24 protein-coding genes are annotated in these 24,220 nt (G+C 62.0%); 13 read left to right on the forward strand and 11 right to left on the reverse strand.

Annotation, left to right across the window (positions count from 1 at the left end):
- Window positions 1-609 precede the first annotated feature (609 nt).
- Window positions 610-1,095, reverse strand: coding sequence for an Lrp/AsnC family transcriptional regulator (locus CIW50_RS17485; RefSeq protein WP_149532469.1), 486 nt, complete (start codon window positions 1,093-1,095; stop codon window positions 610-612).
- Window positions 1,096-1,196: 101 nt separating this feature from the next.
- On the opposite strand from CIW50_RS17485, the gene CIW50_RS17490 reads away from it, so the two are divergent.
- Together CIW50_RS17490 and CIW50_RS17495 are read left to right on the forward strand one after the other, a co-directional pair.
- The gene (locus CIW50_RS17490; RefSeq protein ID WP_149532470.1) at window positions 1,197-2,165 is read left to right on the forward strand and encodes a DMT family transporter; all 969 of its coding nucleotides are present in this window, start codon (window positions 1,197-1,199) and stop codon (window positions 2,163-2,165) included.
- A 182-nt stretch (window positions 2,166-2,347) separates the two neighbouring features.
- Window positions 2,348-2,638: a hypothetical protein gene (locus tag CIW50_RS17495; protein WP_149532471.1), complete on the forward strand. Its 291-nt coding sequence runs from the start codon at window positions 2,348-2,350 to the stop codon at window positions 2,636-2,638.
- Window positions 2,639-2,720: 82 nt separating this feature from the next.
- Here CIW50_RS17495 and aptA read toward each other — a convergent pair whose 3' ends face one another.
- The gene (gene aptA, locus CIW50_RS17500; protein WP_246664312.1) at window positions 2,721-4,052 is read right to left on the reverse strand and encodes an omega-aminotransferase AptA; all 1,332 of its coding nucleotides are present in this window, start codon (window positions 4,050-4,052) and stop codon (window positions 2,721-2,723) included.
- Between the two features lie 146 nt (window positions 4,053-4,198).
- Here aptA and CIW50_RS17505 point away from each other — a divergent pair, with 146 nt between their 5' ends.
- Window positions 4,199-4,747, forward strand: a complete 549-nt coding sequence (locus CIW50_RS17505; protein WP_149532472.1) for a cupin domain-containing protein — start codon at window positions 4,199-4,201, stop codon at window positions 4,745-4,747.
- A gap of 20 nt (window positions 4,748-4,767) precedes the next feature.
- On the opposite strand, the gene CIW50_RS17510 is transcribed toward CIW50_RS17505, so the two are convergent.
- The gene (locus tag CIW50_RS17510) at window positions 4,768-5,394 is read right to left on the reverse strand and encodes a TetR/AcrR family transcriptional regulator (RefSeq protein ID WP_149532473.1); all 627 of its coding nucleotides are present in this window, start codon (window positions 5,392-5,394) and stop codon (window positions 4,768-4,770) included.
- 236 nt (window positions 5,395-5,630) lie between these two features.
- Between CIW50_RS17510 and CIW50_RS17515 the strand changes: the two genes are divergently transcribed.
- From CIW50_RS17515 to CIW50_RS17535, 5 genes are all read left to right on the forward strand, one after another.
- A complete protein-coding gene (locus CIW50_RS17515) occupies window positions 5,631-5,909 on the forward strand; it encodes a hypothetical protein (protein WP_246664313.1) in 279 nt (92 codons plus the stop codon).
- A 23-nt stretch (window positions 5,910-5,932) separates the two neighbouring features.
- The gene (locus CIW50_RS17520) at window positions 5,933-7,144 is read left to right on the forward strand and encodes a patatin-like phospholipase family protein (protein WP_149532531.1); all 1,212 of its coding nucleotides are present in this window, start codon (window positions 5,933-5,935) and stop codon (window positions 7,142-7,144) included.
- 54 nt (window positions 7,145-7,198) lie between these two features.
- The gene (locus CIW50_RS17525) at window positions 7,199-7,699 is read left to right on the forward strand and encodes a hypothetical protein (protein WP_149532474.1); all 501 of its coding nucleotides are present in this window, start codon (window positions 7,199-7,201) and stop codon (window positions 7,697-7,699) included.
- A 141-nt stretch (window positions 7,700-7,840) separates the two neighbouring features.
- A complete protein-coding gene (locus CIW50_RS17530; protein ID WP_149532532.1) occupies window positions 7,841-8,197 on the forward strand; it encodes a hypothetical protein in 357 nt (118 codons plus the stop codon).
- 184 nt (window positions 8,198-8,381) lie between these two features.
- Complete coding sequence (locus tag CIW50_RS17535; protein ID WP_149532475.1) at window positions 8,382-9,851, forward strand: amidase; 1,470 nt, start codon at window positions 8,382-8,384, stop codon at window positions 9,849-9,851.
- Between the two features lie 36 nt (window positions 9,852-9,887).
- Here the strand turns inward: CIW50_RS17535 and CIW50_RS17540 are convergent, their stop codons facing one another.
- Window positions 9,888-11,060 (reverse strand): YbfB/YjiJ family MFS transporter, encoded by a 1,173-nt coding sequence (locus CIW50_RS17540; protein WP_149532476.1) that lies wholly within the window; start codon window positions 11,058-11,060, stop codon window positions 9,888-9,890.
- 15 nt (window positions 11,061-11,075) lie between these two features.
- Window positions 11,076-11,945 (reverse strand): LysR substrate-binding domain-containing protein, encoded by an 870-nt coding sequence (locus tag CIW50_RS17545; protein WP_149532477.1) that lies wholly within the window; start codon window positions 11,943-11,945, stop codon window positions 11,076-11,078.
- A 125-nt stretch (window positions 11,946-12,070) separates the two neighbouring features.
- Between CIW50_RS17545 and CIW50_RS17550 the strand changes: the two genes are divergently transcribed.
- The 4 genes from CIW50_RS17550 (at window position 12,071) to CIW50_RS17565 (ending at window position 16,488) form a co-directional block, all read left to right on the forward strand.
- Window positions 12,071-13,117 carry an NAD(P)H-dependent flavin oxidoreductase gene (locus CIW50_RS17550; RefSeq protein ID WP_283808845.1) on the forward strand — a complete coding sequence of 349 codons (1,047 nt, stop codon included), beginning with the start codon at window positions 12,071-12,073 and terminating at the stop codon, window positions 13,115-13,117.
- Between the two features lie 167 nt (window positions 13,118-13,284).
- Window positions 13,285-14,232 carry a Dyp-type peroxidase gene (locus tag CIW50_RS17555; protein ID WP_149532479.1) on the forward strand — a complete coding sequence of 316 codons (948 nt, stop codon included), beginning with the start codon at window positions 13,285-13,287 and terminating at the stop codon, window positions 14,230-14,232.
- A gap of 47 nt (window positions 14,233-14,279) precedes the next feature.
- The gene (locus CIW50_RS17560; protein WP_149532480.1) at window positions 14,280-14,747 is read left to right on the forward strand and encodes a DUF1330 domain-containing protein; all 468 of its coding nucleotides are present in this window, start codon (window positions 14,280-14,282) and stop codon (window positions 14,745-14,747) included.
- An 85-nt stretch (window positions 14,748-14,832) separates the two neighbouring features.
- Complete coding sequence (locus CIW50_RS17565) at window positions 14,833-16,488, forward strand: acetolactate synthase large subunit (RefSeq protein WP_149532481.1); 1,656 nt, start codon at window positions 14,833-14,835, stop codon at window positions 16,486-16,488.
- Between the two features lie 226 nt (window positions 16,489-16,714).
- Here the strand turns inward: CIW50_RS17565 and CIW50_RS17570 are convergent, their stop codons facing one another.
- The 4 genes from CIW50_RS17570 to CIW50_RS17585 form a co-directional block, all read right to left on the reverse strand.
- The gene (locus tag CIW50_RS17570) at window positions 16,715-17,749 is read right to left on the reverse strand and encodes a DUF1254 domain-containing protein (protein ID WP_149532482.1); all 1,035 of its coding nucleotides are present in this window, start codon (window positions 17,747-17,749) and stop codon (window positions 16,715-16,717) included.
- Between the two features lie 443 nt (window positions 17,750-18,192).
- Window positions 18,193-19,152, reverse strand: a complete 960-nt coding sequence (locus CIW50_RS17575) for a hypothetical protein (protein WP_246664314.1) — start codon at window positions 19,150-19,152, stop codon at window positions 18,193-18,195.
- On the reverse strand, window positions 19,118-19,939 hold the full coding sequence (locus tag CIW50_RS17580) for an acid phosphatase (protein WP_149532483.1): 822 nt from the start codon (window positions 19,937-19,939) through the stop codon (window positions 19,118-19,120). The genes CIW50_RS17575 and CIW50_RS17580 overlap by 35 nt, the downstream gene beginning before the upstream one ends.
- A 116-nt stretch (window positions 19,940-20,055) precedes the next feature.
- Complete coding sequence (locus tag CIW50_RS17585) at window positions 20,056-20,853, reverse strand: outer membrane protein (protein ID WP_149532484.1); 798 nt, start codon at window positions 20,851-20,853, stop codon at window positions 20,056-20,058.
- A gap of 388 nt (window positions 20,854-21,241) precedes the next feature.
- Here CIW50_RS17585 and CIW50_RS17590 point away from each other — a divergent pair, with 388 nt between their 5' ends.
- On the forward strand, window positions 21,242-22,243 hold the full coding sequence (locus CIW50_RS17590) for a helix-turn-helix transcriptional regulator (protein ID WP_149532485.1): 1,002 nt from the start codon (window positions 21,242-21,244) through the stop codon (window positions 22,241-22,243).
- 143 nt (window positions 22,244-22,386) lie between these two features.
- Here the strand turns inward: CIW50_RS17590 and CIW50_RS17595 are convergent, their stop codons facing one another.
- Window positions 22,387-22,626, reverse strand: coding sequence for a hypothetical protein (locus CIW50_RS17595; protein ID WP_149532486.1), 240 nt, complete (start codon window positions 22,624-22,626; stop codon window positions 22,387-22,389).
- A 62-nt stretch (window positions 22,627-22,688) separates the two neighbouring features.
- Entirely contained in the window at window positions 22,689-24,152 is a 1,464-nt protein-coding gene (locus CIW50_RS17600) for an L-lactate permease (protein WP_149532487.1), read from the reverse strand.
- Between the last annotated feature and the right edge of the window lie 68 nt (window positions 24,153-24,220).

The following is a 24,220-nucleotide window of genomic DNA, read 5'->3' on the forward strand; positions in this document are numbered from 1 at the left end:
GCCGCAGCATGGAATTTATCGACGTGAGACGCGGATGCATGCGATCCTCCCGTCATGACGTTGTTGATCGCTGTGAGCAGGTGAGGTGGCCACGCGCCATCGGCGCCCGCGCCTGTGCGCGTGAGTGGCGGTCCCGGTGGCCTCCCTCAAGAATGAGGGAGATGAAGCGCCGAAAGGCGCGACTTGGGTACAGTGCCGCAGCGTGGTGTCCGGATCGCCGGACATCAGAGGCCGCGGAAACGCCTTTCGACGCTCCATCGTGGCGATTTCTGTCCCCGGGACCGTTCTTCCGGGCAAAGGCACGAACCCGCAGGTTCGTCATCCCGACGGTTTCCCGCCGTTCGCCAGTGCCACGTCCAGCCGCGCTTGAGCGGCAGAGCTCCATAGTGAGCCCGGACGGCGACCCAAGACCTCCCGAGTGCGTGAGGAAACGTCTTCCTCCCGCCCGCAGGCGCCACATCCCGCCCCGCGCTAACAAGCGTCCCTGGCAACGCCCCTCAAAGTGGGACGGGATAAAGGGAATATATACTGGATTGAAAGTGTGTCAAGGAATAATGTCAGGTTGCCGCCGCGGTGCGCGAGGGCGCGAAAACCATCCTGGGCCATTCATCACTCGATGACGACCGTGGTCTCGGTCTTGACGCGGTCGAGTGCGACCAGGGTCCGGAAGCTCTTGACGAAATCATTCTCCGACAACAAACGACGGGTCACGGCCTCGTAGGTCCGCATATCTCTGGTGACGACGATCAGCACGAAACTCGTTCCACCCGTGACGTAGTAACATTGCTGAACTTCGTGGGCGTTCTGGAACAGAGCCTTTGTGGCATCGACCGTCGCGGATCGCTCGTCGCGCAGAAACACCTCCACAATGGACGTGATCGTCAGTGACACCGCAGCGGGATCGACGATGGCGACGTTGGACGCGATGACGCCGGCCAGCTCCATCGCGGCGATCCGCCGCTGCACCGCCGCGGCCGACAAATTGACGGCCTCGGCGATGGCGCGCTGGGGCGTCTTGTTGTCACGCTGAATGATGCGAAGGATTGCCCGATCGAACGGATCGAGTGCGCGGGGTACATGCGGTTTTGTATCCATGCGCGAGTATTTGTTGCATTTCGGGCCGCAATCAAGGGCGCCTTAATCGCTGCGGCGATGATATTCCTCGGGCTGACGCAATTTTCAGTCGGCATCGTCACATGAGCGGCTCTCCGGCCAATTCGACATCGATCGGTATTCTGTTTGGCGCCTGCGCCGGCGCCTTGTGGGGGCTGGTGTTTCTGGCGCCCGAACTGGCCCACGCATTCAGCCCGCTCCAATTGGCAGGGGCGCGTTACTTCGTTTACGGGGTGATTTCCGCGGCCTTGATTGCCTCGCGCTGGCAGTCGCTACTCGTGAGGCTTGGACAACGCGAGTGGCTTGCTCTGGCCTGGCTCTCGCTTGCGGGGAACACGGTTTATTACGTTCTTTTGATCAGCGCCGTGCAGATGGGCGGCATTGCGATGACGTCGCTCGTCATTGGCTTTCTTCCCGTTGCGGTGACGATTGTCGGGAGCAGGGACAGCGGCGCCGTTCCGCTGAGCCGGCTGATGCCATCGTTGATGCTGTGCTCGGCCGGCGTGATCTGTATTGGATGGCAGGCCCTGGCGATGCCATCGTCAGGTTCTCTCCGCGAGCAAGTCATCGGCCTTCTCTGTGCGATCGGTGCGCTGATCTCCTGGACGAGTTTCGCGATCGGCAACAGCCGGGCGCTGGCCCGGCTCGACAATATCTCCGCTCATGAATGGAATCTTCTGACAGGGGTGGTGACGGGGGCGCAGAGCCTGATCCTCATTCCGGCGGCGCTCGCCATGGACACGGCAACGCATAGCGGGCTGGCCTGGGCGCAGTTTGCAGCGGTGTCGATCGGCGTCGCCGTGCTCGCATCCATCCTCGGCAACGCGCTGTGGAATCGCATGAGCCGGTTGCTGCCGCTGACGCTGGTCGGGCAGATGATCCTGTTCGAAACCCTGTTTGCGCTGATCTACGGCTTTGTGTGGGAACAGCGCATGCCGGCGCCGCTCGAAATCGCAGCCTTCGCGCTGGTGGTGCTCAGCGTCTTGTCGTGTATCGCTGCGCACCGTGCTCCAAAGCGGGCAATGGCGGCGGCGTCAATCTCGGGGCGTTAACCCGTCGTGGAAATGTGATGAGAATTATCGGGCGACTCTTCGCGACGTGATCGGTTGCGAGCTTTGTTGTTCGCGGCATCAGACCAAATGGTCACAGTTGACAGCTAAAACGGCTCGCGACGTAGACCCGTCGGCGCGCTCCTGCTGCGGTGCGTGCGCATCCTCAAGCCCATGAGCCCGTGATGCCGATGCAATTCCGCAAGACGTCGATCAGATCTCGTAAGCGAACACTTGGATTGGCCGCGCTCGGCCTGATCGTGGATGCGATTGTCAGCCATCCCCGCGTTAACGTGCCGGCGATGGTGAATGTCGCGGTGACGTCGCGTTTCGTCGCGCCGCCGCTGATGGCGTCGCTCGGCGGATTCGTACGGACGACCAGCCCGGTTTCGAACGACACCACCGTGACGACACCGGCTGCCAGACGGGATCATGTAGCGTTGATGTGCGGGCGGGTTCGCCGCGGCGAGAGCTGATTGAAATCCGATCCCACAAAACAATGGCCCGGATGAAGCAGGCGCTTCATCCGGGCCATCATGGATCAGACGGCGTGTCGGCTCAGGCGACGCGCTTGATGGCGTCGCTCAGGATCGAGACGATGTCGTCGATGTGGCTTTTCTCGACGATCAGCGGTGGCGACATCGCGAAGGCATCGCCGCTCTGGCGCAGATAGAGGCCGCGGTTGAAGCAGTCGACCATCACGTCATAGCCGCGCGCAGCCGGTGCGTCCTTGCGGGGCGCGAGTTCGACAGCACCCATCAGGCCGCAATTGCGGATGTCGATGACATTGGGTAGGCCCTTGAGCGCGTGCAGGGCATCACGCCAGTAATCGGACAGCGAAGCGCCGCGCGTCAGCAGGCCTTCGTTCTTGTAGATGTCCAGCGTTGCGATGCCCGCGGCGCAGGCGACCGGATGCGCTGAATAGGTGTAGCCGTGGAACAGCTCGATCTGGCTTTCCGGCCCGGTCATCAGTCCGTCGTAGATCGTGCGGCTGGCGAACACGGCGCCGCAGGGCACGGTACCGTTGGTGATGCCTTTCGCGGTGGTCATCAGGTCCGGGGTCACGCCGAAATAATTGGCGGCGAACGGCGTGCCGAGGCGGCCGAAGCCGGTGATGACTTCGTCGAAGATCAGCAGGATGCCGTGCTTGGTGCAGAGTTCACGCAGGCGCTGCAGATAATTCTTCGGCGGCGGCAGCACGCCGGTCGAACCGGGCACCGGCTCGACGATGACGGCGGCAATGGTGTCGGCACCATGCAGCGCGACCAGCCGCTCGACGTCATCAGCCAGTTCGGCGCCGTGCTCCGGGAGGTCCTTCGAGAACGCGTTGCGTGCGAGATCGTGGGTGTGGCGGATGTGGTCGGTGCCGGGCAGCTGGGCTGACGTGAAGGCGCGGCGGTTATTGACCATGCCGCCGACCGAGGTGCCGCCGAAGCCGACGCCGTGATAGCCGCGCTCCCTACCGATCAGGCGCGTGCGCGAGGCCTGGCCGTTGGCGCGATGATAGGCCAGCGCGATCTTCAGCGCGGTGTCGCCCGACTCCGAGCCGGAATTGGTGAAGAAGATGCGATCGAGGCCGGCGGGGGCGATCTCGGCGAGGCGATTGGCGAATTCGAAGGCCAGCGGATGGCCCATCTGGAACGCCGGGGCGAAGTCGAGCGTCGTCAGCTGCTTCTCGACGGCGCTTGCGATCTCGCGACGGCCGTGGCCGGCATTGGTGCACCACAGGCCAGCCGATCCGTCGATCACCTTGCGGCCGTCTTCGGTGGTGTAATACATGCCCTGCGCGGAGGCGAACATGCGCGGCGCCGCCTTGAATTGCCGGTTGGCCGTGAACGGCATCCAGAACGACTCGAGTTGCAACGTGTTCGGAATCTGATGAACGGTCACGGCATGGCTCCATTGGCTGATTCAGCATCTGGATCATGTTCGTAACATTGCAACAAGTCCTTTTCTTGGTCTGATTAACTCGTTGATTTCATTGCGTAGGGCAGGGCATATTTGCCGGATACGAAACACTCGCAACAGGACTTCACGTGAGTATCGATCTGGGCGAACGGCTGCGTTTCGTTCGCGGACGTCACAAGTTGTCGCAGCGTGAACTGGCCAAGCGCGCGGGCGTGACCAATTCGACGATCTCGCTGATCGAGTCCAACCAGATGAATCCGTCGGTCGGCGCGCTCAAGAGGATTCTGGACGGCATTCCGATGGGCCTCGCCGAATTCTTTGCCATCGAACCGGACCGGCCGCGCAAGGCGTTCTATCGCTCGGATGAGTTGACCGAGATCGGCAAGAAGCCGATCTCCTATCGCCAGGTCGGCGACAATCTGTTCGGCCGCAGTCTGCAGATCCTGAAGGAGCGCTACGAGCCGGGCAGCGACACCGGGCGGGTGCCGCTGGTGCATGACGGCGAGGAGGGCGGCATCGTAGTGTCAGGCCGGCTGGAGGTGACCGTCGACGAGGAGCGACGCATCCTCGATCCCGGCGATGCCTATTATTTCGAAAGCCGTCGTCCGCATCGCTTCCGCTGCGTCGGTGCGAAACCTTGCGAAGTGATCAGCGCCTGTACGCCGCCGACGTTCTGAGGATCTAAACCGCGCCGGGGCTAATGGGAGGTATCGATCCCTCTCATGAGCAGGTCGATACTGGCATCGGTGAAGACCGCGACGTCGATCTGCTTTCGCGTTCCAAACAACAGCGACCACACGGTCAACAGCAGTGCCGGGCTCATCACGATTTCGGTGAATGTGCTTGCCTGCGACGGGCGGAATTGGCCAGCCGCGACGCCCCCTTCGATCACCATTCGGAACTGGTCGATGACCGGCCGCATGAACTCGTCATAATGCCGGTCGACAAGATCGGGGAAGCGGCAGCCATCGGCGATCAGGAAGCGGAGTGTTTCGCGGAAAGGTCTGTCCTCGGCAATCTTGCGATACACGAAGACCATGAGTGCGCGCAGGCGTGCGTTGTACGATCCGTCCAGCGTCGCGGCATAGCTTTCCAGTTCGGGAAAGAACGCCTGGGACTTGTATCGGATCATCTCGTCGAACACGCGCTCCTTGGTTTCGAAATAGAAATAGATCGTGCCCTTGGTGACGGACGCGCGGGCGGCGACGTCTTCCAGCCGGGTTGCGGCATAGCCGTTCCTGGCGAATTCCTCGAAGGCCGCGTCGAGGATCTCGGCCGGTCGTTCGGCTTTGCGTCGGGCGCGTTTCTTCAGCTCTGGATTCATCGAAGAAGGATATCCGATCCTTTGCAGGGGTACTATTGACTTTTGAGTCAGTCAATAATAGTGAGTGATTGCTCACTTAATAGCCGTGGTCAAATGCATAACGCTTTCAAAATGATGTCTCCGTTGTCAGCCGATACGGCCGGCACCGCGGATCGGCGACGCAAGCTGATCGAAACCGTGGCCACAACGAAAGCGACACTGATTGCCCATCAGGCGCCCGACCGGGCGAGGGCTGCATGATGAATGCGGATAGTGACGCATCGCCACCGCGACTGTTCCGTGGTGCCCGTGTCCATATGAGCCGTCTCGGTCGTGAGCGGCATCCCAAATACGGCGATCGCCAGGGAGTCATCGTGGGGCGCGGCTCGCCGAGCAGTTGGCGGGTCAAGTTTGACGAGCGCACGACCGTCCAGGCGATCCACCGGGACTATCTCGAACTCGTCACTCAACCCGCGGCGGCATCCCGTCAGGTCGTCCAGCGACGCAGTTCCATGGCCGGGACGTCGAACCCGTGAGCGCTCTCCTGACCGAACATGTCATGTACGGGCGCCATTGGCGGCCGTCGGTCTTGTTGCTTGTCGTTACGGCGCTGAGCCTTCTGGTCGCCGGATGTTCGTCATTGCCACGGACGCCGTATAGCGTCACGGATGCATCCAGCGCGCGCGTTCTCGATCTCACGGACCTGCGCCGTTATGCCGATGAACCGGCCGCGACGTTCCGAAGCGATCAGAGTCAGGTCGCATTGCGGGGGCCTCGCACCTATCTGGCGCTGTCCGGAGGCGGGGCGGACGGCGCCTATGGCGCCGGCGTACTCAATGGCTGGACCGAGGCGGGCACGCGCCCGTCGTTCTCGATGGTCTCCGGTGTAAGCACCGGCGCGCTGATCGCGCCCTTCGCATTTCTCGGTTCCGCCTATGACTCGACCTTGCGTGACCTCTACACCAGCGGTGTCGCCGCGAGCTTGCTCGATGCCCCCAATCCGTTCAATGCGATCTTCGGTTCGGGCCTGTTCGGCAACACGCGGCTACGCGAGCTGGTGGCGAAATATATCGACGAGACCTTCGTCGCGGCTGTTGCGGCCGAACACGCGAAGGGGCGGATGCTGTTCGTCGTCACGACCAATCTGGACTCGCAGCGGACCGCCATCTGGGACATGGGACGGATCGCTTCGCTCCGTACGCCCGAAGCGCTGAACCTGTTCCGGGATGTTGTCGCGGCATCGGCGAGCCTGCCCGTGGTGTTTCCACCGATGCTCGTGACCGCGGAGGCGAACGGCAGGCGCTTCGAGGAGATGCATGTCGATGGCGGCGTCACTGCGCCTGTCCTGACATTGCCCGAAGCCTTCCTGCTGCGCGATGCGAAATTTTCCAAAGCAGAAAATCTGCAGCTCTACATCCTGATCAACAACAAGATCGAACGGGAATTCCAGCTCATTCCCAATTCCACCATCGAGATTGCCGCGCGGGCATCATCGACGGTGACGAAGATTCAGACACGCTCCATCCTTTACAACACCTATGACTTCGCGCGCCGCAACAAGTTCGGATTCAATCTGACCTATATCGAGGGCGATCGTCCGGCATCGCCGACGTCCGGCTTCGACACCGCCTATATGCGCGCGCTGTTCCAGTACGGCTATGAGCGTGCGCGAGGCAACCGTCTCTGGTCGAAATCTCCACCCTCCGACGATCAAGGGTCCGTGGCGGCATCACACGCGGCAACCACGCGGCAGATCGCAAGCGGCAACTGATGTTCAACGCAATTTTCAAACCCGGCACATGCGTGCTGAAACAGGAGTGACCTCATGACACTTTCCATGCTTCGCAAGATCGTTTCGCCCCGCCGGATTGCGCTGGTGTCGATCCTGTTCGTCGTCGCCTCGGGTTCGGCGGCGGCGCAGTCGCTGCCGTTCACAGGCCTTACCGGATCCTGGGCAGGCGCGGGAGCTATCTCGCTGTCCGACGGATCGAAGGAGCGGCTTCGCTGCAAGGCGACATACCAGGTCAGCAATGGCGAACGGCGGCTCCTCCAGAGCTTGCGTTGTGCGAGCGACAGCTACCGCTTCGATCTCAACAGCGACGTGGTCAGCCAGGATGGGACTATCGCCGGATCATGGAGCGAAACCAGTCGCGGAATCAGCGGAAGCATCGCGGGCCGGGAGTCCGGCGGCCTCATCTCGGCCATCATCGATGCGCCGGGTTTCTCTGCCAGCCTGTCGCTCTCGACGCGCGGCAACAAGCAGTCTTTCTCGATATCGTCCGAAGGCGACATCCGCAACGTCACCATCAACATGAGCAGAAACTGATCGGGATCGCGTCGCAGCCGTTCCCCTGATGTGGATGTGCGGCGAGGTCACGGACGACACAACGGATCCGCTGTGTCGACGCGACCGCGGCGCACCTGAATTTGAATGGCCGCCCGTGCACCAGATCTCTATACTGTCCGCATGTCGCGATTCATGTGTCTCCTGATTGCTGTCGTCCTGTCGCTCACCTCCGCTGCCGCACTGGCGGCGCCGGCGAAAAAGAAGCAGCAGTGGAAGGGCTACGGCTTCCTGCCGGGCTATCACCAGCCGCTGAACAACAGTGTCCCGCTGTTCATGCAGAAGCGCGCGGACCTGCGCATGGCCAAACGCGATAGGCGCCATTGGTATATCGACCGCACCCCGGTCTATTATCGCTGGTCGGATGGCGAGAAGTATTATTTCGGCCGGCCCGGTTTCTATCGCGGCCAGTACAATGGCGGCAGCTTCGGCCCGTGTTGGACGCGCACGCCGATCGGCCCGATATGGAATTGCGGGTGACCTGTCCTCACATGCGCTGACAGCGGCTGATTGACAGTCAGCTCCGTCGCCGGGGGCCGGTGCGACGTGGCTCGCGCAGGGACCATTGCATTCGGGCGCGCGCGCCATGCATGCCACGCGAATTCCGCAAGGCGCCCATCCGGTCTAGGCTCGCACCAACCGAATCTCGAACTGGACGTGCGACATGACATTGGCGATGAGCTGGGACGAATGGGCCAAACACGACGCAGTGGCGCTGGCCGCGCGCGTGCGCAAAGGCGATCTGTCCGCGGCCGAACTTGCGGCACAGGCCGCGGCCGGCATCGCCAGCACCAATCCCGCGCTCGATGCCGTCGTCGAAGTGTTCGACGATGTGGTGGCTGATCCCTTGAAGGACGGCATGAATCCCGACGGCATGTTCGCTGGCGTTCCTTACCTGATGAAGGACCTCGGCCCGACCTTGAAGGGACGGCTGCAGGAATTCGGCTCCATGATCATGCAGGGCAACCGGCCCGCGCAGGACAGCTTTCTGACCGGAAAGATCCGCAATGCCGGCCTCAATATCGTCGGCCGCAGCACCACCCCCGAATTCGGCGTGTGCAGCTCCGCGGAGAACGCGCTCTACGTGACCCGCAATCCGTGGGACACCGATTACACCACCTGCGGCTCCTCCGCGGGGAGTGCGGCGATGGTGGCAGCCGGTGTGCTGCCGATTTCGCACGCCACCGATGGCGGCGGCTCAATTCGCATCCCCGCAGGCGTGAACGGCCTGATCGGCCTGAAAGTGTCGCGTGGCGTGTATTCACTGGCGCCGAACCTGTCGGATCTTTCCGGGTTGGTCTCGATCCAGGGCTGCGTCAGCCGCAGCGTGCGCGACACCGCAGCTTTCGTCGACAATTGCCGAGGCGGCGCACCCGGCGAATTCATGCCGTTCTGGTCACCCGCCGAGCCCTATAGCGATCTGATCAAGCGCGACCCTGGCCGTCTGCGCATCGCGCTGTCGCATGAATGGGGCGACTACCGCGCGCCGCCGCATTTCGTCGCCGAGCTGGAGCGTATCGGCCGACTGCTCGAAGAGCTCGGACATCACGTCGAATGGGCATTGCCCGAGGTCGATTTCCGGGCTGCGTTTGCCGCTCAGACCACTTGCTACATCAGCAATTTTGCGCAGGTCATCGCCGGCCATCTGGCGCGGCTCGGCCTCGAGCGCCCGACCACTGAATTGCTGGAGCCCATCAACATCAAGATCTGGGAAAGCGGGCTGCAGACCTCCTACACCGAACGCGCCGCGATGCAGGCGGCCTTCAACACCACGTCGCGTGCCTTCGGCGACTTCTTCGAGCGCTTCGACATCATCCTGACGCCGATCACGGCCAAGCCGACGCCGAAGGTGGGCACATCGGAATATCTCACCACCAGCACCAATCCCTCGGTGCACGACTGGTTCGCTAATCTGTGGCAGAATTTCGCCTATACACCGCTCGCCAATCTGTGCGGCATCCCCGGCATCTCGCTGCCGCTGGCGGCGCAGGAGAACGGCCTGCCGCTCGGCATCCAGGCGCAGGCGCGTCAGGCCAATGACGGCTTGCTGCTGCAACTGGCCGCGCAGATCGAGCGCGCGATCGACGGCCAATGGAATGGTGGCAAGCTGCCGGCAAAGCATGTGAGCTCATAGGGTCGGGTAAGCGGAGCGATACCCATGATCGTCGCGCTATTCTGCTGGCGCGAGAGCTCCGCTTGAGCGACGCCGGGGAGACAGACACATCGCTGCCGCGACAAGGAGAGAGCCGCCTGCGATGACCAGCGATAGATCGAATGAGTGAGTTCGCCCGTAGAGGAAGCTGGCGACGAGCGGCCCGATGATCTGACCCACCCCAAAGGACGCCGTCATGACCGCCAGCATGTTGAAGCGGACCTTTGATGCGAGCTGCCGACCCGCCGGCATCGCGATCGTGACCGTCCCCATGAAAGTGCCTCCGACCAGAAACGCACTCACGATGTAGACCGAAGGTGTGTGGAGGATAGGCAGCACCACGCCGATGGCCTGAAGCAGCAGATTAGCCATGAGGCTGGGGGTCGTGCCAAAGCGAGTGCGGATGGCGTGCCAGGCGAAGCAAGAGGGCGCGGCAGCAAGTCCGAATGCCGCCCAGACATGAACCGGATCGACCGATGCGATCGCGCTCTTCACGATCAGCGGAAGATAAGTGGCTGTGATGATGTAGCCGAATCCCGCGAGGCCATAGATCAGGACCAGCCTGGTCGGCCCGAGCGTCTCGGTCCGGTCACGGCTCGGAGAAGCCGTGTGTGTGCTGACAGCCGACGGCGCAACCCGATCGACGCGAGAGATCATGACAAGCGACAGGACCGCCAGCGCAACGGTGGCAAGGGCGAGCACAAGCCAGATCAACTGGCTTGTTAGATTGAAGCTATGGCTGAATGCGATCAACTCCGCCGACGCGAGGATGCCGACCCCCACGCCTGCATACAGAGCCGGGGCGCCGCCATGATGCTTCCGGTCGTGTATGAGCCAGTGCGACGCTGACACCATGGCGATCGCGCTGAAAGCGCCGGAGAAGCCGCGGATGGTGATGATGAGCCATTCGGGAAGCGAAAACGCGAGCAGCCCAAGCGTGATCACCGAACAGATCACGGCAAACTCGGTCATCTTGCGGGCGGAGATGCCGGAGAGCAGACTCACAAGCAACGCACCGATCAGATAACCAGCATAATTCGCCGACGCGGCATAGGAACCGCCGGAGACCGTGATCTGATGGTCGGTGACCATCAGGGGATAGAGGCCCGTGAAGGCGAAACGGCTGAAGCCCATACTGATGACCAGGACAACAGCGGCGGCGAATGCGGCGGCATGCTCGGATCGGCGCATGGCGTGTCTCCAAATTCAGTTGGTCGCGATGACGACGTCGCGAAATGCCGTGAAAGCCGGCGTCGAGAAGCCGGGCCGGGATGCAAGAAAAGTGTCGACAGTCATCAGCGGTTGCTGTTCGACCGCGGCGAGGCCTCGCATCAGGTCGACTACACTTCGCGGCATCACGCTGAAACATGTGCCGGCAGCGGTGCATGCAAACATGGCATGATAGGATCGCACCTCCTGATAGGTGAGGGGCGTCGTTGCCCCGCGGCAATCCGCAACCCAATCTTCCGCGAGCCGCCGATAAGTGCATCCGGGCGCAAACGCAGCGAGGGACTTCGGCCTGATCTCGCTGGCGTCGCGCACTTTCGGATGACCGGGCGGCAGCAGGAGCAGAAGCTCTTCGCGAAAGGCCGGGACTGTTTCCAGCTCTCCGGAGTTCAACATCTCGTCGTCGGGTGTCAGCGCCACGAAGGCGCAATCGACGCGGTGCATCAAAAGCGCATCGACGAGTTGCTGCGTCGGTGCCGTCGAAACATCCAGCCTTACGTCGGGCCAGCTTTTGTTGAAGCGTGCGAGGGGGGACGGCAGGCGGCTCGCCACCGTGCATTCCATGGAGCCGATCCGCAGCGTGCCGCTCGGGCCGGCGGGATTGACGGTCTGCTGCGCCTCGTCTGCGAGATTCAAAATGCGGTCGGCGTAATCCAGATAGGTGCGGCCTGCCGGGGTCAGCTCCATTCGCTTCTTGTCCCGCTGGAACAGTGCAACGCCGAGCTCTTCTTCAAGCTGCTGAATGCGCACGGTGACATTGGAGGCTGCGCGACCGAGCTGCACAGCAGCGCGCGTCACGCTGTGTTCGCGGGCAACCAGCCGAAATACCGCGAGCGAGACCAGATCCACGACGTTCTCCATTTCAGTATTGACGCTTCATTATATTCTGTAAATAAGAACACAAATCAATACACGTTCTGTTTATTGGAATAAGTCAAGTGATGCCAAGTTCCAGAATCCGCCAGGAGATTGATATGTTTCAAGATTTAGGGATCCGCTATCCAATCGTGCAGGCGCCGATGGCCGGCGTTTCCACGCCGGCTCTGGCTGCGGCGGCCTCAAATGCGGGCGCGCTCGGCTCGCTCGGGATCGGCGCGAGTACGGTGCCGCAGGCGCGGAAGATGATTCAGGACACGCGCGCTCACCGACAAGCCAATCAACGTGAACGTCTTCTGCCACGCACGGCGGTGCGTGACGCGGCGCGCGAAGCCGCATGGCTCCGGCATCTTGCTCCCGTGTTCGCTGAGGTGGGATCGCCGCCTCCGACAGAGATCGACGAGATCTACAGGACGTTCCTCGGCGACGATGAAGCGCTGCAGATGCTGATCGAGGAGCGTCCGGCGGTGGTGAGCTTCCATTTTGGCATGCCGTCGGCCGATGCCCTGGCCGCCTTGCGTAAAGCCGGGATCAAGACCATGGCATCGGCCACGAACTTGCGTGAAGCCGCAGCCCTCGAAGAAGCCGGCATCGACGCCGTCGTGGCGCAGGGGATCGAAGCCGGAGGGCACCGCGGCGTTTTCGATACCGACGCCATCGACGAGCGCCTCAGCATGTCCGTGCTGGTTCGTCTGCTCGTGCGCCAGTCGAAGCTGCCCGTCATCGCCGCCGGCGGCATCATGGACGGCTTCGGCATCCGCGCCGCGCTCGACCTCGGCGCGGCCGGCGCCCAGCTTGGCACGGCATTCGTGCTATGCCCGGAGTCATCAGCAGATGCGAGCTACCGGGCGAACCTGAAGAGCGCACGCGCTGCGGTCACCCGCCTGACCACCACGCTCTCCGGACGGCCCGCGCGCGGCATCGTCAATCGCTTCATCGAACATGCCGAAGCGGCTGGACGTCCTGATATCGCAGCCTATCCGGTCGCCTATGACGCGGCCAAGCAGCTCAACGCCGCCGCGGCCAAACTTGGAAACAGCGAGTTTGCTGCGCAATGGGCCGGACAGGGCGCGCCGCTTGCCCGCGAGATGCCCGCGGCGGATCTGGTCGCGACGCTCGTGGCCGAAGCAAAGCTCGAAGGCTAGACGTTTGGCACGGCCCGCTGGTCGCGCAGATCGAACGGGTGATTGACGGCAAGTGGAACGGTGGCAAGCTGCCCGCAACACATATCAGCCGCCAATAGGGCGACGGTGCATCTTGTCTTTCGTCGTGCGAAAGATGCGTGACGCAACGGATATCGAATGGATCGAACATGGTTTCAAGCTTACCGGCTCCCGTGTCGCAGTCGGTCGCTGCCAGGCTGACGCGGGCGGCGATATTCCTGGTCGTGACGATCAATCCCGGACCGGAGCCCGAGAAGGCGGTTCGCGGCTTGTGCGGCGACTTGTCCAGCCTGCTGCGGGGCGTGGGATTCCGCAATCTCAACGGGCAACTGTCCTGCATCATGGGGTTCGGCTCCGATGCCTGGACCCGCCTGTTCGGAGCGCCGGCTCCAAAAGACTTGCATCCGTTTCGCGAAATTCGCGGCGTGCATACCGCCGTTTCGACCCCCGGCGACATCCTCTTTCACATTCGCGCGGCGAGCATGGATCTCTGCTTCGAACTGGCGACGCACATCATGTCGCGACTTGCCGGTGCGGTCTCGGCGGTGGACGAGGTGCATGGTTTCAAATTCTTCGATGACCGCGATCTGATCGGCTTTGTTGACGGAACTGAAAACCCGGTCGGCGAGGCCGCCGACGCGGCCACCCTCGTCGGCGCTGAAGACCCTGGATTTGCCGGAGGCAGCTACGTGATCGTGCAAAAATATCTGCACGACGTCGCGCGATGGAACAAGGTGCCCGTCGAGGAACAGGAGAACATCATCGGTCGGCACAAGCTGTCCGATATCGAACAGCGCGATTCCGAGAAGAAGCCGTATGCGCACAACGTCCTGACGTCGATTGAAGAGAACGGGGAGCAGCTTCAGATCCTGCGCGACAACATGCCGTTCGGCGAAGTGGGCAAAGGTGAGTTCGGCACCTATTTCATAGGCTACGCCCGTTCTCCGCAGCGCATCGAAAAGATGCTCGAGAACATGTTCATCGGCAATCCGCCGGGCACTTACGACCATCTGCTGGACTTCAGCCGTGCGGTGACGGGAACGCTGTTCTTCGTTCCCACGGCGACGTTCCTGGACGATGTCGATCCCGAGGCGTAACCGGTATCCGCTTATCGGCCCACCGCTTGCTGAAACAGGAGTTGTGCATGGGTGTCGATCTCTTGAATATCAAGGGACTGAAGGAGCTGGAGCATCAGGGCCCGATCGTCATGGTCAACCTGATGCGATTCCGCGAGCGCTCGCTCGATGGCGACGGGTCGGGATGGGACGCCTATCTGCGCTACAGCGCGCTGACCGTGCCGATGATCAAGGCGCGCGGCGGCACCTTGCTGTGGACCGGCGACGCCAAGGCCGTCGCGCTCGGTGAACCTGACCACCAGCAGTGGGACTATCTGGCGCTGGTGTACTATCCCGCCGTTGCAGCCTTCATCGAGATGATGACGTCACCGGACTATGAAAACCGCTGCGACCCGCACCGGACCAACGGCTGCGCCGAGCATGTGATTATCTGCACCAGCGAGGCGTACAGCAAGTTCGGTCCCGTCAGGTCCGATTTCACAAAGGCCGGCGCCCGGAGCGTTGAATCTGATTTGCCCCTCAAAGGGAATCCTTAGAGTCCACACCACCCAGTCCACCAAACGTTTCATTAAATGGACCTGTTTGTCCAATACGGTACTGCGCAAACGGAGGAGCTTGACGATGAACAACGAGGACCGGGAAATGAAAGGCTCCGACCTGCTCGTGGCGGCTCTCGAAAACGAGGGCGTCGACCGCATCTTTGGCGTCCCCGGCGAGGAGAATCTCGACGTCGTCGAGAGCTTGCGCAAGTCGTCCATCGAACTGGTCGTCACGCGTCACGAACAGCCCGCCGCCTTCATGGCTGCGACCCACGGGCGTCTCACAGGGAGGCCAGGTGTCGCCCTCAGCACTTTGGGGCCCGGAGCCCTGAATCTCTCTACAGGGGCTGCCTATGGGCTTCTGGGAGGCATGCCGATGATCCTGATCACTGGCCAGAAGGCGATCCATGCCAGCCGGCAAGCGCACTTCCAGATCGTGGATGTCGTCGCGAGCATGAAGCCGCTCACGAAACTGTCGCAGCAGATCGTAAGTGCGTCTTCCATCGCGACCGTCGTCCGGAACGCTTTCCGGATTGCGATGGAGGAGCGTCCCGGACCCGTGCACCTGGAGCTTCCGGAAGATGTCGCGGCGGAGAAGGTTTCCGGCGTTTCGGTCGTCCCGGTCCACCCGACCGATCTCCCAGCGCCCTCGATGGACGCCGTCCGGACGGCCGCCGAGCTCATCCTCTCGGCGAAAAGTCCGTTGCTCATGTTCGGTGCCGGTGCCAGCAGGCCCAGGCTCGCGCCCGCGCTCTCCGAATTCGTCCGCCGGGTGAAGATCCCGTTCTTCAACACGCAGATGGGGAAGGGTGCCGTCGGCGGGGCGTCCGACTACTATGTCGGCACGGCCGCGCTGAGTGAACGCGACTACGTCCATCGCGCGATCGACTGCGCCGACCTGATCATCACCATCGGTCACGACACCATCGAAAAGCCGCCATTCATCATGGGGCGCGGTCGCCATCAGGTGCTCCATGTCGGCTTCACGCCGGCGACGGTCGAAGAGGTTTACTACCCGCAAGCTGAACTTATCGGGGATATCGCGAAAGGTCTCGACATGCTGGCGACCGAGCTCGATGGGAAGCTCACGTCGACCACGCGGTGGGACGGCGTGCGCGCGGACATCCTCCGCCACATCGGCGACCGTGCCAACGAAGACCGCTTTCCGCTGACGCCGCAGCGGATCGTTCACGACGTTCGCCAGATCATGCCACCCGACGGCATCGTCGCGTTGGACAACGGGATGTACAAGATCTGGTTCGCGCGCAACTACCGCACGGACGTCGCCAACACGCTGCTGCTCGACAATGCGCTTGCGACGATGGGAGCGGGGCTTCCGTCGGGCATGATGGCGGCGCTGCTGAATCCGAAGCGCCGTGTGCTCGTTGTCGCCGGCGACGGCGGTTTTATGATGAATTCGCAGGAATTGGAGACCGCGCAGCGTCTGAAGCTCGATCTCGTTGTGCTCGTAATCGAGGATCACGCCTACGGGATGATCAGGTGGAAGCAGGCCGTCGATGGCTTCGCCGATGCGGGGATGACTTTCGGCAATCCGGATTTCGTCGCCTACGCGCAGTCCTACGGTGCCCAGGGTCATCGCGTGACCGAGGCGGGCGGTCTGGCACCGACACTGGAGAAGGCCTTCGCGGCCGGTGGCCTCCACCTCGTGGTGGTGCCGGTGGACTACAGCGAGAATGTTCGTGTGTTGGTGGATGAACTGGCCGACATGCAGCACTAGGGCGCTTTGCTCCTGACGCTGCTCCCTCGTCGATGCCGCGTTGTAATCGACGGCCATCTGCACAGCGGCAGGTTCGGAATTCGGGCGCGAAGCTCGGCCAGCGTTTCGTGGCGGAGCGCTCGCACACCGCGATGGGGGTCCAAGTCAGCCGCCAACGAATAGGTGTGTGCGAGCGACCGGACTACGGGTGCTCTCGATCTGCGCCAGCGCCGCCAGATAGCGAGGCTCAGTTCAAGGGCTTGGCCTCCGGAAGCTTCCACCTACCGCTGGCAAGGGCTTGCTCTGGCCGATAAAGCCGGACGGTGTAGTTCCAGCCTTCAACGATCGGCAGACAGTTCGGGATCTTGCCGTCACAGCCGCCGAACTGGACGGTCACCGAGCCGTCGGCATTCTTCTTCGCGGTGATGTCGTTGATCGAATAGGCATTGTATTCGTTTTTCTCGAAGAAGCCCTTCGCGTTGTACACGCTGACCGACCAAAAATCCTTCACCGGCACAGTCTTCGGCATATTGAAGGTATAGACCGTCTTGCCGTCGTTCTTCGCAGGCGTGAAGCTTACGTAGATGGCGTCTTTGTCCGGAATGCCGCCCCAGCCGGCGGCCGTACCGATCAGGTGCTGGATCGGATCGACCTGGCCGCGGGCGCCGAAGGACCCGCGAAACGACGTCTGGAATTTTGCTAGTCCGAGCAGCGCATTGCGGACGTCCGTCAGGCTCCCTTCATCCCAGTCCGGAAGGTCGAGCTTGCCTGTTGCCTTCTGGCTGACCTTGATGGCGTCCTGAAGCTTGTGAACCTCGCCGAGATCCTTCGGATCGTTGGGATTGACCAGCGTCCGGACAGCGACGAAGGCATACCGGGTGCCGACGGATTTCTGCGTCAGCGTAACCGGCTTCGTGCCGTAGGCGACGACTGGCAGGTAGTGATCCTGATCGACGACCATCATCGACATATAGCGCTTGCCCGTGTCAGGCAGCGAGATCGTTACCGGCCCGCCGGCAAGATCAAACACCGCAAACGAATAAAGCGTGTCCCGATTCATACGGATCACCGTTTGCTTATCGATCGATACGGGTTCCCGAGAGTGCTGAAACTTGCCCAGCCCGCCTACGGCCTTTGCATTCGCCGCGAGGTAATGGTCGGTCTCAGCGCGGGCGAAATTGTCAACGGCGACGGACATTTTGCTGCCTGGCGCCTGGGCAAATGCACCACCGGTCAGTGCAACCGAAGCGAATGCCAGACTGATCCCAACCGAGCGGAACATGGACGTACCTCTTCATTCAATCTGACTAACGACGCAGGCCATTCCACAAGGCGCAGCACGGGGCAACTCAAATGCCATCCAACCGATCCTTGCGCGATCGGCAGGCAAATTTTAGTAGACTCATTTCGCGCATAGGCAGATCACCGTCTTGCCATTTTGCGCCAATTGCTATCCGGCGACTGCGTTTCTGCCATTCGCGAGAAAAGGCGAGGACCGTGATCGCTTGCTCCCCGACACTGCTCGTGGCGCTGAGACATGACTGCCGTCGGGCGTCACCGGAGGACCAGGCAACAGCCCATCCCGCAACATGAAGGAGGTCCTTCACCGTCAACCGTCACTCTCGGGATACTGCGAAAATCTGTGAACGCCTCCCTCGACCGGGAGTGATTGGTGCGTGCCCCATGCCGGCGTTGTGTCCTGGCAAGTTCAGACACAACTGCCGGCTAGTTACCCGCCAGATAGAGCGGCGTCCTGAACGTCAATTGATAGGACGGCTGCGGAATCCATTGAATCTGCACCATCACACCGAACACGCGATTGTCGTTGTCGTCCATTCGGTCGAGGTCGAGGCGTATGATGGGTTGGGTAAATGGCTGGATCAATGTTCTGTTCAGGAGTTCGACGCCACCGAATGATTGCACGCCGACGCGGGCGGATGCTTTCCAGTTGTTCGGCCACTGATAGTAGCCACCGGCATATCCGATCATGCTCGGATGGATCTCCGCTGACGCGCTTTGGACCGCGACGCGGGTGTCCTGGAGGCCAAAGATAAATCCTCTCGTTTGATCCTCGTCCAAAGCATAGTCGAACTCGATGACATTGTTGAAATTCGTCGTCGCTAGCGGTCCGCTTGGCAGCGATTGAGTGATGGTCGATTGCACGGTGATGGTGGGAAGCATGCCACCGTTTTGCTTGTAGAGATCGGCCTGAAAGCCGACGTTCCAGCTCGCGATGTCGATATCCGTCCAGCCGCCGAGCGGCATCGTGTTGGCGTTCACTGAAACACCACCATAGACCGACACCCGATCGTTCAGGTCGACGGTGAGCGGGATATCTACCGTGACCGCGTGCACCGCCGGCAGTTTTATATGGGGCGGCACGGTCGATGGTGTATGGCCGGCCGCAAGCGCGATCGCCCCCAGAACCGAAAACAGCGACGTGTTGCCGAAGCCTATTCCGATCGCACCGCCGGGGGCTGTCGCATAGGTGGTTCGGAGATCCAGATAGACATTTGGCGGGGCGAACTGAGCCGCTTGATCGTTGCCGTCCTGGCCGAAGGCAGCATCGATCCCACCGATGCAAACGGCGCAAACCAGAAGCCAACGATAAGTTGGTCGAAGACGCCCGCTGCTCAAAGTCGAAGCTCGCTTATTGCGTGGACAAGGCTGTTGTTTCGGCCGCACAAGCCGGTGCAGCGCGCCTTGCCTTCGCTGCCTTCACCTCCACCTTCGCAGCTTTGAGGTCCGCAAGGAAGGCCGCGTTGGTCTGCAAGCGCGAGACGGTCGCCGCCCCCATGATGCGCCCCGCATCGATATCGCTCTGCCAATGCGCATCGCAGATCAAGCGGCTCTGTCCGAAAGCGATGCCGCGCGTGAACAATTCATTGGAGCGCTCGGGATTGATCTGCGCGAAGACGAGGGCCCATCCCCAGCCTGCAGCCGTGTGGCCGGACGGATAGGAGCCGTCCTCCCGCAGGATTACTTCCTGATCTGCTCTGCATGTGGCTTCGTTGTGAACGACGAAGGGGCGGACGCGATTGTACTTGTTCTTTACGCCATAGGTCGACAGTCCGAAATCGGACAACATCTTCTGCATCATGGCATAGAGCCGCGGGGTCTGCTCCTTGTCGATCTTGATGCCCATCGCGCAGGAAAAATTATCGGCAGCCTGCGGGAAGGCAAGATCGGCGTCGGTATAGGCCTGCCTCCAGCGGTCGGTACCGCGCAGCGTGAGCGTTGCCTTGCGCGCCTCTTCGTCCCGGGCAAGCGCAGCCGAATCCTTCTCGGGGGGCGGACCGAGCAGGAGCAGACTGTTCGGCAGGTCGGCCGGCTTCAGATAACCGGGCGCGATCTTGAAATGCGGGTCGGTGACCTTCGGTTGGGCGTTGCTCGATTGTGCGAGAGCCAGCCCGCAAGTTGTGAGCAGCACGAAGATGGATGCGCCTGCGGATCGAACCAGGCTTGGAGTCATGGATAGTCCCCATTCATTTCGAGAGTGCCGGGATCATCAAGCGGCTGAGTTTCCTTGAATGCGGGCTCCGACCGTCTGACCGGGCCGCCCCTTCAAAGGTGTGTTAGAGCCGCCGGTTAGAAACGGTAGGTCGCTGCAATGGCGGGACCGTGCATGGTCACGTCGTACAAGAAACCGTCGTTGCGATAGTCGACATGCAGCGCGCGATAGCCGGCTTTCAACGTCCAGTTCTCGTTCCATGCGTAGTTGACCGTGCTCATGGCCTGCCATGTGAAGCGCGAGCCGACACCGAAGCCGCCGATATCGCCGGCGAGTGTCAGGCTCCATGGGCCGCCGAGATTCAATCCGAGCCGGGCACCGAGAGTGGGGTCCACCCACATCTCGGTTTGGCGATGATCGATGTGAAGATTGGCGAGGCCAGGCTGGATTTCGAGTTTGTTGTTCAGATTCCAGAACCGGATGCCGCCTCCCACATCCAGCGACACGTTCGCATCGGTGTAGGCCCGGTAGAGGGCCGAGGCTTGAATGGTCGTGCTTTGCGAGCGCACTTTCAGCGACGAGAAGAACGGGCCGGGCAGGTTGCCTCCGGCCGTGATCTGAGAAAACTGCCCGTCGACCACAAAGCTCCAGCGATCGATACGCATCTCTCCAGCAAGCATCATCGCGCCATCGAGCTCTTTGAGCACATCGCGGAAGCCCAGATCGATGTTTGCGGCCGGCAGCGGCGGGAACGTTGCGCTCCGTCCATCGATCGCGCTGGCCCAGATATAGCTGGTTACGTAGAAGCTTGGCGCCGATGCGTTGACGGGAGCCCGCGGCGGGACGGGTTGCGGGAGATCGGATGCCCAGGCTGGCATGTTCAGTAATGCCGACGTCAACCCGATAGTGAGATAGCGCACTGTGTTTCCTGACATTGATGCTGTCCCCAGGCATTTCCGCGGCGTCATCACCGCTTCCGAGGGGGCGCGATCGGACGATGCCCGGTCGCGCGTAGCGTGGGGCGGATTGTTCGCGGAAGCTGACGCCTGCGCCCGCCCGATTGCCTTCCGATCGACAGGCGAGCCCTGTCCGGATCATTTCGTGCAGACGAAGGTCGGCCGTCTTGCCATTTCGCGCCAATCACGACCGGTCAGACCATCTGCAGATGATTTCCTGCCGCGACGCATGCGACGCGACGCCGCTGCCATTCAAGACCGACATGTACCGGCAACGGAACGGTGACATTCTCCGGGCTCGCCAGTAGCGATTCGAATGAAATTGTGGCTGATGAAAAGTGTTGACTGATGATCGCGACGAGACCCAATGGCTAACATCCCTTTGACGCGCTGCCAGTTTCTTCTTCCTTTCGTCGGGATACTCGATGAGACCGGTGCGCCGACGAGTTCGCTTCTGACGAAGTTTCGGCTTCCGTCGTCTCTGCAGGACAAGAGCGATCTCTACGTTCCGCTGATGCCGGCGATCCGCTTCATGGAAACCGCCCGAAGAAGCCAGGGCATTGAAGAATTAGGCTTCCTGGCCAGCCAGCGGTTGCATTTCTCCCATATGCGAGAGAAGACGCGAGGCCTGATCGCTCACTCCCCGACACTGCTCGTTGCACTGCGGCACGCCTGCACATGGGCGCCGCGGGAGGATACGATTCTGAGCATGTGGATCGAGTACGATGACGATCACGTGCGGATTTGCAGCACGCTCGCCGGGACAAACGGGCTCCTGCATATGGAGCATCTGCAATGGATCCAGAACATTTTCTCCATACACATCGTCCGGCAGTTCGCAGGGCACGACTGGACGCCGGCCACGATCGCCTTTGAGGCGCGTTACACGCCGAGTCCGGCCACGCAATCCTTGTGGCCAAATGTGCGGTTCCTGTCAGGCCAGCATGCCGCGTGGATCGACTTGCCGATCTCGCACCTCAGTCTCCCGAACTGTCGGAAAGACCTAAGTCCTGCGCCGCATGATCACGAGGACGGTCCTTCCGGCTATGACATTGTTGAGCTGCTGAAACTGATGCTACCGTCCTATCTGGACGAAGGAATTCCGGTTCTTCCTGAAGTCGCTGAAATGGCGGGCATCAGCACACGAAGCTTTCAGCGCAAGCTCTCGCATATCGGTCTGACATATTCAGATCTGCTCGACACCGTCAGATATGAAAATGCGAGCAAGCTTTTACGCGACACGGATTCGAAGATTATCGATGTCGCATTTTCTTCCGGCTACACGGATCCGGCACACTTCAGCCGCGCCTTCCGCCGAATTGCCGGTGTGACGCCGCGGCAGTTTCGCGAGCAAGCACGGTCGGGATAAGCGCGTGTCGCGTGAGCGTTTCTGCGCGGCGTCGGCGCGACTGCAACCTGTCCGCCGAAGTTCGACAAGCGGCGGCGGACGCGCATTGCACCGCGACAATGGCGGCGGATGGTGGACTCTACCAGTTCGTCGCTCGTGCGACGTCAGTGCGACAGGTTAGCCAGTTCCATGTCGTGTGGCTGCGGCCGCGCCAGTGTGATGTCCTTCGTCATGACGATGGCGGACACCTGCAAGCCCAAGGAATTCCCTTTGGGATTTCCCAGCGGCGTCGGCTGAACGGCCATGACGCCGATCCAGACCGCGGCAGCGGCGGCGAAGACGGTGAAGGCGAGGGCACTGGATGGTCGGGCGAGGGATCGGGGCGCTGCATCGGGGCCTCCCATGATCGCTCATAATCGCGCCGATGCCCGTTCGTTCCATGCCGCGTCAAAAAAATCCGGAACGATCACATGAGCCGCGTGGCGATGAGGACGGAGATCGCGAGCAGAACCGCGACGATGACCACAACGAAGGGGAGCATCGCGCGATACGCGTCCCGCTCGTGGCCGGGCGTGCCGGCGAGATTGCAGACGATCGACATCCGCACCGGCGAGACCATGTTGAGCGATAGCGCTGCCGCATGCTGAAGCGCGACGACGGCGGCGACGTCGAGGCCTGCTTCGGTGGCGAGGCTGAGCTGCGACGGCATGAACAACCCGTTGGCCGCATTGCCGCTATTGGCCAGCGCGCCGAACACGGCCGAGATCATCGGCGTCACCGTCACCGACCAGACCCCTAACGTGTCGTACATGCCGCGGGCGAGGCCGCCGGCGATGCCCGAGCGCGACAGCAGTTCTGCCATCATCGAGAACACGATCACCGTGAGGACGGCGAGCCGGCCGGTCTTCCAGGCGGCTGCGATCTCGGCTGGGAAGGCTTGCCAATGGCCGCGCAGCAGCGCCGTCAACAATGCCGCCGCGACGAGCCAGGTGCCCGCGTGAAATAGCGGCGCCCATATCGGCACGCCAGCGAACGGCTGGATGCTCCAAGCGGTCTGCAGGAACTGGTTGAGCGGCGGCACGAGGCGCGTCAGTGCGAGCCAGCCTATCAGCAGCGTGAACGGCAACATGCGCCGTGCCGCAGCGGCGATCGCCGCGCGATCCGGCTTTTCGTCAATGAGATAGCGCAGCACGATGGCCGGCCCAAACGCCGCCAGCATCGCCGGCTCCGGCCCCAGAAACGCTGTCGCGATAATGGCGAGGCCGAGACTGCCGAGCAACCAGAGCGCTTCGCTGGCGCGCTCGCGCCAGTCTGCGCCGATGCCGGCGCGCTCCGCCATGCGCCAGTAGATCGGCAGCCACAGGATGTTGAATACGAGATAGATGAGGCTGGTGCGTAGCGCGAGCGCCGTGGGATCGGTTCGCGCGAAGGCGGCGCCGACCACCGCGCCGCTGCCCATGGCGCCCCACACGATCATGGTTTGGCTGATCAGCGAGAAGGCAAGGAGTTCGATGGGCTTCAGGCCGAGGCGGCGGATCAGCACCATTGTCCCCATGATGCCGATGCCGAAGCCCGTGGCGGATTCCGCGAACGGCCCGATCAGATAGCAGGCGGTGAACAGCAGGCGGCGCCTGGCCCGCGCATCCGGCAGTGACGTCTCGACCGGCATCGCCGCGTCGCCGGTGCGGATCGCCATTTGCCAGAACAGCAATCCGCCGAGGATGTAGGGGACGACGATCCAGCCGATCCATGCGCCGCGCAGCAGTGCTGTTCCGGCGTCAGCAATCCCGAACAATTGCGGCGCAGTCGCCAGCGCGACTGCAAGCGCGGTGGCGAGGCCGATGAGCGAGGCGGGGAGCGTGCTGGCGAGCCCGCTCGCGATGGCGCCAATGACCGCCAGCGCGGGCAATGCCCAGATCAGGTAAAGCAATCTCCGCCCCTTGTTTATTCGTTAGTGGGCTGGATGCGCGGGAAAGCCTGATGCTGTCAACCGCGCTG

It is taken from the genome of Tardiphaga sp. P9-11 (assembly GCF_008329525.1).
Classification (GTDB): Bacteria; Pseudomonadota; Alphaproteobacteria; order Rhizobiales; family Xanthobacteraceae; genus Tardiphaga.

What these genes read in the sequence shown, in the direction of transcription:
- CIW50_RS17485 (WP_149532469.1), bottom strand. Translation starts at nt 1,095, where the DNA reads ATGGATACAAAACCGCATGTACCCCGCGCACTCGATCCGTTCGATCGG.
- CIW50_RS17490 (WP_149532470.1), top strand. Translation starts at nt 1,197, where the DNA reads ATGAGCGGCTCTCCGGCCAATTCGACATCGATCGGTATTCTGTTTGGC.
- CIW50_RS17495 (WP_149532471.1), top strand. Translation starts at nt 2,348, where the DNA reads ATGCCGATGCAATTCCGCAAGACGTCGATCAGATCTCGTAAGCGAACA.
- CIW50_RS17510 (WP_149532473.1), bottom strand. Translation starts at nt 5,394, where the DNA reads ATGAATCCAGAGCTGAAGAAACGCGCCCGACGCAAAGCCGAACGACCG.
- CIW50_RS17515 (WP_246664313.1), top strand. Translation starts at nt 5,631, where the DNA reads ATGATGAATGCGGATAGTGACGCATCGCCACCGCGACTGTTCCGTGGT.
- CIW50_RS17520 (WP_149532531.1), top strand. Translation starts at nt 5,933, where the DNA reads ATGTACGGGCGCCATTGGCGGCCGTCGGTCTTGTTGCTTGTCGTTACG.
- CIW50_RS17525 (WP_149532474.1), top strand. Translation starts at nt 7,199, where the DNA reads ATGACACTTTCCATGCTTCGCAAGATCGTTTCGCCCCGCCGGATTGCG.
- CIW50_RS17530 (WP_149532532.1), top strand. Translation starts at nt 7,841, where the DNA reads ATGTCGCGATTCATGTGTCTCCTGATTGCTGTCGTCCTGTCGCTCACC.
- CIW50_RS17535 (WP_149532475.1), top strand. Translation starts at nt 8,382, where the DNA reads ATGACATTGGCGATGAGCTGGGACGAATGGGCCAAACACGACGCAGTG.
- CIW50_RS17540 (WP_149532476.1), bottom strand. Translation starts at nt 11,060, where the DNA reads ATGCGCCGATCCGAGCATGCCGCCGCATTCGCCGCCGCTGTTGTCCTG.
- CIW50_RS17550 (WP_283808845.1), top strand. Translation starts at nt 12,071, where the DNA reads ATGTTTCAAGATTTAGGGATCCGCTATCCAATCGTGCAGGCGCCGATG.
- CIW50_RS17555 (WP_149532479.1), top strand. Translation starts at nt 13,285, where the DNA reads ATGGTTTCAAGCTTACCGGCTCCCGTGTCGCAGTCGGTCGCTGCCAGG.
- CIW50_RS17560 (WP_149532480.1), top strand. Translation starts at nt 14,280, where the DNA reads ATGGGTGTCGATCTCTTGAATATCAAGGGACTGAAGGAGCTGGAGCAT.
- CIW50_RS17565 (WP_149532481.1), top strand. Translation starts at nt 14,833, where the DNA reads ATGAACAACGAGGACCGGGAAATGAAAGGCTCCGACCTGCTCGTGGCG.
- CIW50_RS17570 (WP_149532482.1), bottom strand. Translation starts at nt 17,749, where the DNA reads ATGTTCCGCTCGGTTGGGATCAGTCTGGCATTCGCTTCGGTTGCACTG.
- CIW50_RS17580 (WP_149532483.1), bottom strand. Translation starts at nt 19,939, where the DNA reads ATGACTCCAAGCCTGGTTCGATCCGCAGGCGCATCCATCTTCGTGCTG.
- CIW50_RS17585 (WP_149532484.1), bottom strand. Translation starts at nt 20,853, where the DNA reads ATGTCAGGAAACACAGTGCGCTATCTCACTATCGGGTTGACGTCGGCA.
- CIW50_RS17590 (WP_149532485.1), top strand. Translation starts at nt 21,242, where the DNA reads ATGGCTAACATCCCTTTGACGCGCTGCCAGTTTCTTCTTCCTTTCGTC.
- CIW50_RS17595 (WP_149532486.1), bottom strand. Translation starts at nt 22,626, where the DNA reads ATGGGAGGCCCCGATGCAGCGCCCCGATCCCTCGCCCGACCATCCAGT.